15 protein-coding genes are annotated in these 13,431 nt (G+C 48.9%); 13 read left to right on the top strand and 2 right to left on the bottom strand.

From position 1 onward, the window contains the following. Positions 1-112: 112 nt before the first annotated feature. The 8 genes from Q9M42_RS10005 (at position 113) to Q9M42_RS09970 (ending at position 7,208) form a co-directional block, all read left to right on the top strand. Positions 113-982, top strand: a complete 870-nt coding sequence (locus Q9M42_RS10005; protein ID WP_322526393.1) for a DUF72 domain-containing protein — start codon at positions 113-115, stop codon at positions 980-982. Between the two features lie 75 nt (positions 983-1,057). Next, a complete protein-coding gene (locus Q9M42_RS10000; RefSeq protein WP_322526338.1) occupies positions 1,058-2,461 on the top strand; it encodes a bifunctional metallophosphatase/5'-nucleotidase in 1,404 nt (467 codons plus the stop codon). A gap of 97 nt (positions 2,462-2,558) precedes the next feature. Then, the gene (locus tag Q9M42_RS09995) at positions 2,559-3,353 is read left to right on the top strand and encodes a thymidylate synthase (RefSeq protein ID WP_322526337.1); all 795 of its coding nucleotides are present in this window, start codon (positions 2,559-2,561) and stop codon (positions 3,351-3,353) included. Next, positions 3,350-3,838 (top strand): dihydrofolate reductase, encoded by a 489-nt coding sequence (locus Q9M42_RS09990; RefSeq protein ID WP_322526336.1) that lies wholly within the window; start codon positions 3,350-3,352, stop codon positions 3,836-3,838. Before Q9M42_RS09995 ends, Q9M42_RS09990 begins: the two co-directional genes overlap by 4 nt. 222 nt (positions 3,839-4,060) lie before the next feature. Then, the gene (locus Q9M42_RS09985; RefSeq protein WP_322526335.1) at positions 4,061-5,572 is read left to right on the top strand and encodes a sodium-dependent transporter; all 1,512 of its coding nucleotides are present in this window, start codon (positions 4,061-4,063) and stop codon (positions 5,570-5,572) included. Between the two features lies 1 nt (position 5,573). Continuing rightward, positions 5,574-5,678, top strand: coding sequence for a methionine/alanine import family NSS transporter small subunit (locus Q9M42_RS09980; RefSeq protein WP_022793941.1), 105 nt, complete (start codon positions 5,574-5,576; stop codon positions 5,676-5,678). A 194-nt stretch (positions 5,679-5,872) separates the two neighbouring features. Continuing rightward, positions 5,873-6,796 carry a lipoyl synthase gene (gene lipA / locus Q9M42_RS09975; RefSeq protein ID WP_322526392.1) on the top strand — a complete coding sequence of 308 codons (924 nt, stop codon included), beginning with the start codon at positions 5,873-5,875 and terminating at the stop codon, positions 6,794-6,796. 40 nt (positions 6,797-6,836) lie between these two features. Continuing rightward, entirely contained in the window at positions 6,837-7,208 is a 372-nt protein-coding gene (locus Q9M42_RS09970) for a YutD family protein (protein ID WP_440972320.1), read from the top strand. 28 nt (positions 7,209-7,236) lie between these two features. Here the strand turns inward: Q9M42_RS09970 and glpX are convergent, their stop codons facing one another. Next, positions 7,237-8,208, bottom strand: a complete 972-nt coding sequence (gene glpX, locus Q9M42_RS09965) for a class II fructose-bisphosphatase (protein ID WP_322526333.1) — start codon at positions 8,206-8,208, stop codon at positions 7,237-7,239. Positions 8,209-8,364: 156 nt separating this feature from the next. On the opposite strand from glpX, the gene Q9M42_RS09960 reads away from it, so the two are divergent. The 5 genes from Q9M42_RS09960 to thrB all read left to right on the top strand — a co-directional run bounded on the left by Q9M42_RS09960 (position 8,365) and on the right by thrB (position 13,043). Then, complete coding sequence (locus Q9M42_RS09960; protein ID WP_322526332.1) at positions 8,365-8,823, top strand: DUF86 domain-containing protein; 459 nt, start codon at positions 8,365-8,367, stop codon at positions 8,821-8,823. A gap of 15 nt (positions 8,824-8,838) precedes the next feature. After that, positions 8,839-9,609 carry a TIGR01457 family HAD-type hydrolase gene (locus Q9M42_RS09955; RefSeq protein ID WP_322526331.1) on the top strand — a complete coding sequence of 257 codons (771 nt, stop codon included), beginning with the start codon at positions 8,839-8,841 and terminating at the stop codon, positions 9,607-9,609. A gap of 142 nt (positions 9,610-9,751) precedes the next feature. Beyond that, on the top strand, positions 9,752-11,053 hold the full coding sequence (locus tag Q9M42_RS09950; protein WP_322526330.1) for a homoserine dehydrogenase: 1,302 nt from the start codon (positions 9,752-9,754) through the stop codon (positions 11,051-11,053). After that, a complete protein-coding gene (gene thrC, locus Q9M42_RS09945) occupies positions 11,054-12,121 on the top strand; it encodes a threonine synthase (protein WP_091616396.1) in 1,068 nt (355 codons plus the stop codon). Next, complete coding sequence (gene thrB, locus Q9M42_RS09940) at positions 12,114-13,043, top strand: homoserine kinase (RefSeq protein WP_322526328.1); 930 nt, start codon at positions 12,114-12,116, stop codon at positions 13,041-13,043. Before thrC ends, thrB begins: the two co-directional genes overlap by 8 nt. A 70-nt stretch (positions 13,044-13,113) precedes the next feature. Here thrB and Q9M42_RS09935 read toward each other — a convergent pair whose 3' ends face one another. After that, positions 13,114-13,356: a NifU family protein gene (locus Q9M42_RS09935; RefSeq protein WP_022793950.1), complete on the bottom strand. Its 243-nt coding sequence runs from the start codon at positions 13,354-13,356 to the stop codon at positions 13,114-13,116. Between the last annotated feature and the right edge of the window lie 75 nt (positions 13,357-13,431).

Raw genomic sequence — 13,431 nt, 5'->3', positions numbered from 1 at the left:
CCTCGCGAAAAAGAGGAACTGTCCTTTAAAGAGCTGTTACTGCTCTAAAAAGGGCAGTTTTTTTGTTTTATTTTAAAGAAGAACGTGAAAAGAAAAGGGAGGTGAATAAATGATGATATATGTTGGTTTAACCGGCTGGGGGGACCATGACTCCCTTTATCCAAAAGGATTAAAGCAGACTGACAAGCTGAAGGAATACAGTAAATATTTCCCCACGGTAGAAGTGGATTCTTCCTTCTACGCTATTCAGCCGAAGAAAAACATTGATAAATGGCTCCGGGAGACGCCGGATTCGTTTCAATTTATTATGAAGGCCTATCAGGAAATGACCGGGCACCAGCGCGGCCCGAGTAAATATGAATCAAAAAAGGAAATGTTTGAGCAGTACGCCCTGTCGGTACGCCCGATGAAAGAAGCAGGCAAGTTAGCAATGGTTCTGTGCCAGTTTCCACCCTGGTTTGAATGCAACAGGGAAAATGTGGACTATCTCCGCTACTTGAGAGACCAGCTGCACGAATTCCCCTGCGCTCTTGAGTTTCGCCATGAATCATGGTTCCATCCGACCTTCCGGGAAAAAACGCTCGAATTCATGAAGAATGAAGACTGGATCCATTCCGTAGTAGACGAACCACAGATCGAAGGCGGATCGGTGCCGATTGTGGAGGAAGCCACCACGTCTTCCAAAACGTTAATTCGTCTGCACGGGCGTGACAAGAACGCGTGGCTGAAGCCGGCAAGGGGACAGGAGTGGCGCAAGGTGCGCTACCGCTATAACTATTCCGACGCAGAGCTTCAGGAATGGCAGGAACTGGCAGAAAGACTGCAGAAAGAAAGCAGCGACGTGTACATGATTTTTAATAATAATTCCGAGCGCCATGCAGCCCCGAACGCGCGCCGGCTGCTCGAGCTTTCCGGTATAGAATACGAAGGACTTACTCCAAAACAAACCTCGCTCTTTAATGACGAGTCCCGTGATTCGTAGTAAGATAATAGAAGATGAAATGCACTCGTTCTGCACCTCAGCATGTGGGAACGAGCACAAAGGCGGTGAGACCTGTTGTCCTCCAGTTTTTCTGTTTACCTGTATCACACAAACGATATTCACAGCGATTTGGACCAATGGACACGCACAGCAGCATATTTAAAAGAACGGAAAAAATACCGGCAGGACCGGGGGGAGTCAGTCCTTCTTCTGGATCTCGGGGACCACACTGACCGGGTGCACGCCGTCACAGAAGCTACAAGGGGAAAAGGAAACGTGGAGCTGATGAATGAAGCCGGCATTCAATATGCAGCGGTTGGAAACAATGAAGGCATCACGTTTGCAAAAGAAGAGCTGAATCATATGTATGATGAAGCCGGGTTTCAGGTACTTCTGGCGAACTTGTTTGATACAGATGGCCGCCGTCCAAACTGGGCGGAGCCATATAGTATCCATACGACAAAAGAAGGGGTGCGGATTGGCCTGCTCGGGGTAACCGTTCCTTTTTATCCGTTTTATGAAGGGCTGGACTGGAAAGTTACAGACCCGGAGCACATGATAGAAACATTTCTGCCCGAGCTCCGGGAACAGTCGGACGTAATGATTTTAATGTCGCATCTGGGCTATCCTAAGGATTTGGAGCTCGCTTCCTCCTATGATTTTGATGTTATTCTGGGAGCACACACCCACCATCTCCTTGAGGAGCCGGAATGGGTGGACAATACATTAATTACGCAGTGCGGCAAGTTTGGCACGCACGCAGGGGAGCTCGAGCTTCTGTTTGAAGGGGATGCGCAGCGCCTCTCCAGCATTTTTGGCAGAACGATAGATACGCGCAGGCTAAAACCTTCCCCAATCACTGAAAGGCTTCTGGGAGCGCTCGAGGATGAGGCAGATAAAGACATGAATGAAGTAGTGACAGAAATTGGAGAGCCATTATCTGTGTCATGGACTCAAGAGTCTCCATTTGCCTCGCTGCTTGCCGATGGGCTGCGGGAATGGTGTAAAACGGAGATATCTATGCTAAATTCAGGACTGCTGCTTCATTCGCTGCCGGCAGGACCGGTAACGAAAAAAGATATTCACCGCCTGTGTCCTCACCCGATTAACCCCTGCGTAGTGGCAGTAAAAGGGCATGTGCTTGAAGAGGTAGTGAAAAAAGCTTTTACGGAGGAAATGATCCGTCTGCCGCTGAAAGGCTTTGGCTTTCGCGGGGAGATGCTTGGCCACATGGTATTCAGTGGCATGCAGATAGAAGCGGACTACGAATATGGAGAGTGGACGGTGCAGAGTATCCGCATCGGACAAGAATTGCTTAATCACGAAGAAACTTATGAGCTGGCCACTCTTGATATGTTCACACTCGGTCCGTTGTACACCGGCTTGTCCAACGCAGAGTCGAAACAATACTATATGCCGGAAATGATGCGGGACATTCTGACCGATGTGCTGGTAAAGCAGTATACGGCCGGATTCTGATGAACCGTCCGCAGATGGAAAGCCTTCAGTCTGCTGTTAAGCGTGAAGGTGCTTCTGTCATGCGGTAATTGAAGTAAAAACATAGGGAGGCATAAACGTGAAACAATACTTAGATCTCTGCCGGCATGTACTTGAAAATGGCGGCAAGAAGGATGACAGAACCGGCACTGGAACAATTAGCACCTTTGGATGGCAGATGCGCTTTGACCTGCAGGAGGGCTTTCCGGTGATCACCACAAAAAAGCTGCATCTGCGCTCCATTATTCATGAGCTGCTTTGGTTTTTACAGGGAGAAACGAACATTGCCTATCTGAAAGAAAATAAAGTAAAAATCTGGGACGCCTGGGCAGACGAAGAAGGCAATTTAGGGCCGATCTACGGCAAGCAGTGGCGCTCATGGGAAGGAGCAGGAGGCAAAACGGTGGACCAGATTTCTGACGTGGTGGAAGCGATCAAAACAAATCCGGACTCAAGGAGACTGATCGTCAGCGCCTGGAACGCAGCAGAAATCGAAGATATGGCGCTTGCCCCGTGCCACTGCCTGTTCCAGTTCTACGTCCAGGACGGAAAGCTGTCATGCCAGCTCTACCAGCGGAGTGCAGATATTTTTCTCGGCGTACCGTTTAACATTGCTTCATATGCTCTTTTAACGCAAATGATCGCGCACGTATGTGACCTTGAGCCCGGAGAGTTTATCCATACATTTGGGGACGCTCATATTTACAACAACCACGTGGAACAAATCAAAACTCAGCTTGAGCGCGAGCCGCGAAGTCTTCCGGAAATGAAAATCACGCGTAATGTGGATTCCATTTTTGATTTTACCATTGATGATTTTTCCCTCGAAGGGTACGACCCGCATCCCCACATTAAAGGAGAGGTGTCTGTATGATCGCATTTGTAGCTGCCGTCGCAAACAACCGGGTGATCGGATATAAAAACGACCTCCCCTGGCATCTTCCTGCTGACTTGAACCATTTTCAGCAGGTAACAAAGCACGGGACTGTTATTATGGGCAGGAAAACGTTTGAATCGATGAACGGGCCGCTCCCATCACGCACCAATATCGTTATTACAGGTAATACGGACTGGTCGCACGAAGGTGCTCAGGTGGTGAACGATATTGAAGAAATTCGCCGGCTTGCTGGAGAAGAAAAGCTTTACTACGTTATCGGAGGCAGCGGCGTTTTTACAGAACTGCTGCCGGACGCTTCATATATGTATCTGACCCATATTGACACCGATGTTCCGGGAGATACATATTTTCCGGAATGGAATGAGTCCGAATGGGAAATTGCTGAAAAGGAAGAAGGACCAGTGGATGAAAAAAACAAGCATCCACACCGGTACGTAACCTACAGGCGAAAAAGTAATTAATGTAGTATTTAAAAGTCCTGCTGCAACTTTTTGGTTGTAGCAGGATGATTTTATTTATCTCTGCATTGAGAACGAAAGCAGCAAAAAAAACGCTTACAAAAAACTTTTCCGCTATGTACTTTGACAAGGCAAAGAAAGATAAATATAATGAATTATCAGACAAAAGTTGTGCATCGGCAGATGTTCACATAGTCATGTAACAGATAAAAAGGAGGAAGCTTCATGGCTGCAAGAGAACAATGGGGAACACGTGCGGGTTTTATTATGGCAGCAGTCGGATCTGCGATCGGGCTCGGAAACATCTGGCGTTTTCCGGCGACGGCATTTGAAAACGGCGGCGGCGCGTTTTTTGTCCCATATTTATTTGCGCTGCTGACAGCAGGTATTCCACTTTTGATCATGGAATTTACCATGGGTCATAAATACCGGAGCGCAGCACCAAGAACGTATTCAAAATTGAACAAAAATGTGGAGTGGATCGGCTGGTGGGCCGTGGCGGTAGCATTTGTTATTTCTACATATTATCCTGTTATCATCGCCTGGTCGCTCTCCTACACGATTTTTTCTTTCAATTTAAGCTGGGGGGCTGACACCGAAGCGTTTTTGTTTAATGACTATCTGCAGCTGGCAGATCCCGGGCAGTTCGGCGGCATGACGATCGGAGTGCTTATCCCGTTAATCATCGTCTGGGCGATCGCGCTCGGCATATTATTTAAAGGGGTGCAGCGAGGTATTGAGCTGGCGAACCGGATTTTTATTCCGACGCTGGTCGTTATCTTCCTTATCATCTGCATCCGCGCGGTTACTCTTCCGGGCGCAGCAGAGGGGCTTCAGGCTTTCTTTGAACCGGATTTCGGGGCGCTCACCCAGGGAGGCGTCTGGGTAGCTGCATATGGGCAGATTTTCTTTAGTTTATCAATCGCTTTTGCGATTATGATTACCTATTCCAGTTATCTGCCGAAAAAATCGGACATTACAAACAATGCCTTTATTACCGGTTTTAGTAACTCAAGCTTTGAACTGCTGGCCGGGATTGGCGTCTTTTCAGCTCTCGGGTTTATGGCCCAGCAGCTGGACGTAGGAGTAGAAGAAGTGGTAGCCGGCGGTGTCGGACTTGCCTTTGTTGTCTTTCCACAGATTATCAGTGAATTTCCGACGCTCAGCGGCCTGTTTGGTGTTCTTTTCTTCCTGTCGCTCGCCCTAGCCGGACTGTCATCACTGATTTCTATCGCCGAAACGTACATTAAAGGACTGCAGGAAAAATTCGGCTGGACGCGCGGGAAAGCAGTCGGTATCGGTGGCGGTGCAGCGGCAATTTGTTCCCTGATATTTGCGACCCGTGGCGGTCTGAATTTCCTTGATGCAGCCGATTACTTTATCAACCAGTTCGGCGTAGCCCTCCTCGGGCTGGTGGAAGTAGTATTGATTGCCTGGGTGCTCCGTAAGCTGCCGGAATTTCAACAGCACGCCAACGCAATTTCCGATATCCGTCTTGGCGGCTGGTGGAAGGTATGTCTTGGAGTCATTACGCCGATTGTACTTGGTTATATGATGATTGACTTATTCCTGCAAAACATTTTAAAGCAGTTTGACACTGAAAATGGAAATTACGAAGGGTACGCAGACGGGTTTATTTTCGCCAGCGGTTGGGCTGTGGCCCTCGCTGCTTTAGCGGCAGGTGTTATAATGTCCCTTATACGCTGGAAAGGCTTATCCAAAGAGGAGGCTGAGTAAATTGACAGCCGGAGCAATTATAACAATGGTCGTAGGAATGGTTATTATATGGGGCGGTCTTGTAGCAAGTCTTTTGAACGCAAAAAAAGCCTCGAAACAAAAATAAAAAAAGCAGCCCGGTAGAAAGTAGCCGGGCTGCTTTTTTTTCGGCTGCTGACGGATTGGCGGGTAGTAAAGAAGGACGTCTATGAATTGTCTGAACCTGTGGAACGTGTTAAAGTATAAAGGAAAACAGTAAAAACTGGCCAGTCTAATCAAACATATATTACAGATATAGTACAAACATGCTTTTTATTATTCATAACTGGGAGTGAGAGCAACATGGCAAAAACGGAAGAATACGTCCGCAAGCCGGAATGGCTGAAAATAAAACTAAACACTAATGAGTCCTACAAAGGGCTGAAAAAAATGATGCGCGAGAAAAATCTTCATACGGTATGTGAAGAAGCCAGATGCCCGAACATTCACGAATGCTGGGCAGTCAGAAAAACGGCTACATTCATGATCCTCGGTGATACCTGTACGCGCGGCTGCCGTTTTTGCGCTGTTAAAACCGGTCTTCCAAACGAACTGGACTGGGGCGAGCCTGAACGTGTTGCGGATTCCGTGGAACAAATGGGGCTGAAGCACGTCGTCATTACAGCCGTAGCAAGAGATGACCTTAAAGACGGAGGCTCGGAAGTATTCGCTGAAACCATTCGTGCTGTCCGCCGGAAAAATCCTGGCACGACAATCGAAGTGCTTCCATCAGACATGTCCGGTACCCCTGAAAACCTGGATATTTTAATGGAAGCAAGACCGAACATCCTGAACCACAATATTGAAACAGTGGAACGGTTGACGCCGCGGGTGCGCGCCCGCGCAAAATATCGTCGTTCCCTGGATTTCCTTCAGTATTCCAAAGAGCTTCATCCGGATATTCCCACCAAATCGAGTCTGATGGTCGGCCTCGGAGAAACAAAAGAGGAAATCATTCAGGCTATGGATGACCTGCGTGCACACGACGTGGATATTATGACGATTGGACAGTATCTGCAGCCGACGAAGAAGCATTTAAAAGTACAAAGATATTATACGCCTGAAGAATTTGCGGAGCTGAAAGAAATTGCAATGACAAAAGGATTCAGCCACTGTGAATCCGGGCCGCTTGTCCGTTCTTCCTATCATGCTGACGAGCAGGTAAACGAAGCACAGGTTCAGATGGAAGCAAGCAAGTATCAATAAATGAGAGACCGCCCCTGGAAAAACCAGTTCCTCTTTTCGGATGCTGGTTTTTCTTTTGGAAGGGCCAGGCTCAGCAGAGGAGGGGAGCTCATTGATTCAAGTTCATGGACAGCGTTACGAATTGCTCGAAAACTTTCGGGATGGCTGGAGTGAAGAAGCATTTAAAGAGCGTTACAGTGAAGTACTGAATAAGTATGATTATGTCGTCGGGGACTGGGGGCATGAGCAGCTTCGCATGCGCGGCTTCTTTGAAAACGACCGCAAAAAGGTCCCCCACGATTTTAAAATTGGTACCCTTGAAGATTACTTGCTGGAGTACTGTAATTTTGGCTGCGCCTATTTTGTATTAAAAAAGGTTCGCCAGGAGCAAAAGGAAGAAACGCCGGAAGAAGCAGAAGAATCAGTAACGTAAAAACCCCCGACACGGGGGTTTTTGTTTATTATTCTTCAGCAAGGAGGTGGGGTTTGTAGTCAAGGTGATGCTGGGCTTTAATGTAGCGGACAGTACGGGTTTTGGCCCGCATGACGATAGAATCTGTTTCGGCAAGATCACCTCCAAGAAAACGAACTCCGTCAAGCAGTTCACCGCTCGAAACGCCGGTGGCCGCGAATATAGCATCGTCTCCTTTCACGAGGTCAGACAGCTGAAGCACCTTACTCGTGTCTGTAATTCCCATAACTCTGCAGCGTTCCTTTTCTTCGGCGTCTGAGGGTACAAGGCGGGCCTGCATGTCCCCGCCGAGTGCTTTAATAGCGGCAGCTGAGATGACACCTTCCGGAGCTCCGCCGGTGCCAAGGAATAAATCAATCCCGGTGCGCGGAAGCGCAGCTGCGATGGAAGCCCCTACATCCCCGTCACCAAAGAGTTTTACCCGGGCGCCTTTGGCCCGGACGCGGTCGATGAGCTGCTGATGACGCTCGCGGTCCTGGATAATAACCGTGACGTCCCGGACCCGTTTGTTGCTTGTTTTAGCAATCGTATCGATGGTAGTCTCAATCGGGTCGTCGAGGCGGACATTCCCTGCAGCTTTCGGTCCGACCGCGATTTTTTCCATATACATGTCCGGCGCGTGAAGAAGTGTGCCCCGGTCCCCGATTGCAATGACAGCGACAGCGTTGGCCCGGCCGCTTGCAACAATATTTGTTCCTTCGAGCGGGTCTACAGCAATATCAACCTCAGGGCCTTCTCCGTCTCCCACTTCTTCTCCGATATAGAGCATAGGTGCTTCGTCGAGTTCCCCTTCACCGATGACGACTGTTCCGCGGCAGTGCACAGAGTCAAACATGGACCTCATCGAAGTCGTAGCAGCATCATCCGCTTCTATTTTTCTCCCCCGTCCAAGCCACTGGGCAGAAGAAACAGCGGCAGCCTCTGTAACACGTACAATTTCAAGCGCCAATTCTCTATCCATAAATAGATTTCATCCTTTCCTGTAAGAAGACTCATATGTAAAGATTGCAAAATGCTTAACTATCTTACCATATTTATGTGCCGTCTTCAGCGGTGGTTTTATCTGCAGAAGCGTTTAGATATGCTACCATAGAGAATGAGAAAAGGAGGCAGAATAATGTATTTTGTAGACCGGAAACAAATTGAGGACCGTCTGCAGTATATGGAGCAGCTCGGACGTATATATAAGCAGATCCGCGAGGAAAGCACGGCAGGCACGCAGCTAGCGCTCGAAAGACTCGCGCACGGATGGATTGAAGCGCTGATAGACGTCGGCAATCAGATGATTGATGGTTTTATTATGAGAGATCCGGGCAGCTATGAAGATATTCTCGATATCCTTGAAGACGAACGGGTGCTCGAATCTGAAGTGATCAGCCGGCTGAAGCCTTTAGTGGCATTCCGGAAAAAGCTCGTGCAGGAATTTACTGCTATTGAATCCGCTGAAATCAGGCAGGTGCTCGAGGAAGCGGAGCCCGCTGTAGAGAAAGTGAGCCCGTCGGTAAGAAATTATCTCGAGGAGGAGCTCGGACCGGTATCTGCCTTCCTGCCCGAGGAGAAGGATACGAAGGAATAGAGGAGATGAACGGCCATGAAAACGTATAAAGCATATTTAATTGATCTGGACGGCACGATGTACCGGGGCAGCGAACCAATTCCGGAAGCTGTACGGTTTGTGAATCAGCTTCATGATAAAGGTATCCCGCATTTATATATAACCAATAACTCCACCTCCTCCCCCGAAACGGTTGCGGAACGACTGGCAGGCATGGGAGTGAAGTGCGAAGCAGACCAGGTGATGACAACGTCCCTTGCGACAGCCAGATATTTACACGAACAGGCTCCTTCCGCCACGGTATATGTAATTGGCGAGCAGGGGCTTCAGGAAGCATTGGAGGGTTACGGCTTCCGTCTTACAGAAACCAACCCGGACGCCGTTGTAATGGGTATGGACCGCAGCATTACATACGATAAACTTAGTAAGGCGACAGTGGCGGTGCGAAGCGGGGCCATGTTTATTTCCACTAATGAAGACGTGGCTATTCCGACCGAACAGGGCTTTCATCCTGGCAATGGGGCGCTCACGTCGGTCGTTACGACGGCTGCGCAGAAAAATCCGATTTTTATCGGCAAGCCGCAGCCTATTATGGTGGACATGGCGATGCAGGCAGTCGGCGTGGCTAAAGATGAAGTGGCGTTAATTGGGGACAATTATGATACCGATATTCTCGCCGGGATACGGGCAGGAATAGATACCATTCATGTAAACACAGGAGTCACCAGCAGGGAGGTGGCTGCGGCTAAAGAAACTCCTCCTGCCTACCAGGTAGAAACACTGGCAGAATGGGCTGGTTATCTATAGCTTTTTTTGCTGTAATGGTTGCGAGTTGAAAATAATATCGTTATAATGTCCTTTATAGAAAGACATTTGTTTACCTAAAATAAACATTATATAAATAAAGAATGTAATAAAGGTTTTAGAGGGAGTTAGGAGTGTAGCAGGAATGGAAAAAATTGCCGTAGGTATGCTTGGATTTGGAACGGTTGGAGCCGGTGTGGCTCAGCTATTGGAAGAGCATAAACAAGAGCTTCAGCACCAGGTGGGTGCTGATGTGTTTTTAAAAAAAGCCCTGGTACGTGACTTGGAAAAACCGAGGACCGGTCAGGTAAGTTTACGGGAAGACCAACTGACGCTAGAGGCAGATGACGTGCTCGGCGATCCTGAGATCCACACGGTTATTGAAGTGATGGGGAGTGTGGACCAGGCAAGAAAGTATATTACCCAGGCATTGCAGCAGGGCAAGAGCGTTGTTACTGCGAATAAAGACTTGATGGCCCTCCACGGGGCAGAGCTGTTAAAAATCGCAGCGGACAATCACTGCGATTTGTTTTATGAAGCGAGCGTAGCCGGAGGAATTCCGGTGCTGCGAGGTCTTACGGAAGGGCTTGCCTCCGACCGGATCACAAAAATGATGGGCATCGTGAACGGAACGACTAACTATGTGCTGACGAAAATGAGCCAGGATGACCGTCCTTACCAGGAAGTTCTGCTTGAAGCGCAGGAGCTTGGATTTGCAGAGAGCGATCCTACGGCGGATGTCGAAGGTCTTGATGCTGCCAGAAAAGTAGCTATTCTGGCGAACCTCGGCTTTTCCATGAATGTGGAGCTTTCAGACGTTACGGTTGAAGGCATTACGTCCATTACAACAGATGATCTTGCCTACTGCCGGCAGATGGGCTATACGTTAAAGCTGATCGGATTGGCCGAACGGAAAAACGGGAAGGTGGAACTTGCAGTGCAGCCAATGATGCTGCCAAATGACCATCCGCTGTCATCAGTGCAAAACGAATACAACGCTGTGTATATTTACGGCGAAGCGGTAGGAGAAACAATGTTTTACGGCCCGGGAGCCGGAGCGCTTCCAACTGCCACAGCGGTAGTTTCGGATCTTGTCACTTCTGTACGCAATATGCGTCTCGGCGTCAGCGGACAGCATGTCGGTGAGCCGCTGAATGAAAAGCATATTAAGCCGGATAATGAAGTATTTTCGAAATACTTTCTCCGCCTGCACGTGAAAGACGCCACCGGCACCTTTGCAGCTCTCACCTCGATTTTCGCTGAAGAGGATGTAAGCTTTGAACGTCTCGTTCAATGGCCGGTGGAAGGAATGGTGAACACCGCAGAAATTGTCATTATTACGCATACAACATCACTCGACGTATATAAACGGCTTCAAACGGCGTTAAACAGTCTTGATGTTGTAATAGATATTAAAAGCAGCTACCGTGTAGAGGGAGGAAGCTAAATGAGTGCTTGGCAGGGACTTTTAAAGCAGTATAAAGATTTTTTACCAGTAACAGAAAATACGCCGGCGCTTTCCCTGAATGAAGGCAATACGCCGTTAATACCACTTGAGCGACTGTCGGAAGAATGGGGCGTGAACATTCACGTGAAGACAGAAGGCACCAACCCTACGGGCTCGTTTAAAGACCGTGGGATGGTGATGGCGGTAGCTAAAGCGAAGGAAGAGGGAAGTAAAGCTATTATATGCGCTTCCACAGGAAACACCTCTGCAGCGGCAGCTGCCTATGGTACGAGAGCCGGCCTCCGCACGATCGTTGTCATTCCGGAAGGAAAAATTGCGCTCGGGAAGCTGGCCCAGGCCGTTATGTACGGAGCCGAAGTGTTTGAAATCCAGGGCAACTTCGATAACGCGCTCGAAATCGTCCGGAGCATCAGTGAAAAGGAACCGATCACTCTCGTGAATTCCGTGAACCCTTATCGTATTGAAGGCCAGAAAACTGCTGCGTACGAAGTCTGTGAAGCACTCGGAAAAGCACCGGATGCTCTCTGCATCCCGGTGGGCAACGCCGGAAACATCACGGCTTACTGGAAAGGGTTTAAAGAGTACCATGAGCAGCATCAGACCGGCCTGCCAAATATGCTTGGCTTTGAAGCAGAAGGGGCAGCGGCCATTGTACGCGGCGAAGTTGTCAAAGATCCGGAAACGATCGCTACGGCTATACGTATTGGTAATCCGGCAAGCTGGGATAAAGCTATCCGGGTGACAGAAGAATCAGACGGCCGCATTGATATGGTGACAGACGATGAGATTGTTGAAGCTTATCAGCTGCTTGCCAAAACAGAAGGCGTTTTTGCAGAGCCGGCTTCCTGTGCTTCTCTGGCGGGGCTTAAAAAACAGATCGATAGCGGAAAAATCAAAAAAGGTTCTTCGGTTGTTTGCGTCCTTACCGGAAACGGACTAAAAGACCCGAGTACAGCGATTGATAAAGTGACGGTGAAACCAACGGTTATTCCAAATAATGAAGAAGCATTTATGGAGCATATCAAGGGAGGAGTCGTTCGTGGCTGATAAAAGATTGTCGATCACTGTGCCGGCCAGTTCAGCGAATTTAGGACCAGGGTTTGATTCTGTAGGGGTAGCAGTCAACCGCTATCTTACGCTTTACATCGACCGGGCGGAGGAGTGGGAATTTTTCTCGAATTCGTCCGAGCTCAGCAGCCTGCCAAACAAAGAAAATAATCTTGTTTATCAGGCGGCCACAGCTTACGCCGCTGAATACGATGTGGAACTGTCCCCCTGCCGCGTGGAAATGGTGAGTGATATCCCGCTCGCAAGAGGACTTGGGAGCAGTGCTTCGGCAATTATTGCTGGTATCGAACTGGCAGACGAAATGGCCGGACTGCACCGGTCGAAGGAAGAAAAAATGCAGTTTGCAAGCGGCTGGGAAGGGCATCCTGACAACGTTGGCCCATCGCTGTATGGCGGATTGATCGTCGGTGCCTACGGAGAGGAAAAAACACACGTGATGCACTGCGGTGTACCGGATGTGGACCTTGTACTTGCCATCCCGGACAGTGAGCTTCTGACTAAAAAAGCGAGGGGAGCGCTTCCTTCTGAACTTCCTTACGCCACAGCTATTCACGGAAGCGCAGTAAGTAACGTGCTGGTGGCAGCTATTTTAAAAGAAGATTGGAAAATGGCCGGCGAAATGATGGTGCGGGACGTCTTTCACCATCCGTACCGCGCAGATATGGTGCCTGGTCTGGAGGAAATGCTCAGCGGCATTCGCCAGTACGGAGCCTACGGGGCAGCGTTAAGCGGCGCCGGTCCGACTATTCTCTGCTTCGTTCCGAGTGGCAAAGGGGAAGAAGTGAAACAGGCGATCCAGGAAGACTATCCAGACTTCCGGGTCGAAACAGCAAAACCGGCTCCCTTCGGCTCAAGCGTACACTATGTTAATCAGCCGGCAGGGGTATCAAGCTCGGTTTGAAATAGAAATAAAAGTATATAAAAAAGCTCAGAGCGTTAAATGCCCTGAGCTTTTTTGCGGTTACCGTCTATTAAAATACCTGCTCGAGTTCTTTAACTCCCGGTACCTCTTCTAAAAGAGCACGTTCGATACCGGCTTTCAGTGTAATTGTAGAGGAAGGGCATGAGCCGCATGCTCCCATTAGGCGGACCATAACGATGCCGTCTTCAATATCTACAAGTTCTACGTCGCCTCCATCGCGAAGCAGGAAGGGACGGAGCTTTTCAAGAACCTCCTGAACCTGTGCATGCATATCTTCTGTCGTTTGTGGCATGTTGATCTCTCCTTTCAATACTTTTATTATAAACCGTAGGGCTGTTATGTTCAAATGTCATCACGTATATATGCA

The organism is Marinococcus luteus (assembly GCF_034497705.1).
In the GTDB taxonomy this organism is placed as follows: Bacteria; Bacillota; Bacilli; order Bacillales; family Marinococcaceae; genus Marinococcus; species Marinococcus luteus_A.
This window is presented reverse-complemented; position numbering and strand designations above follow the sequence as displayed.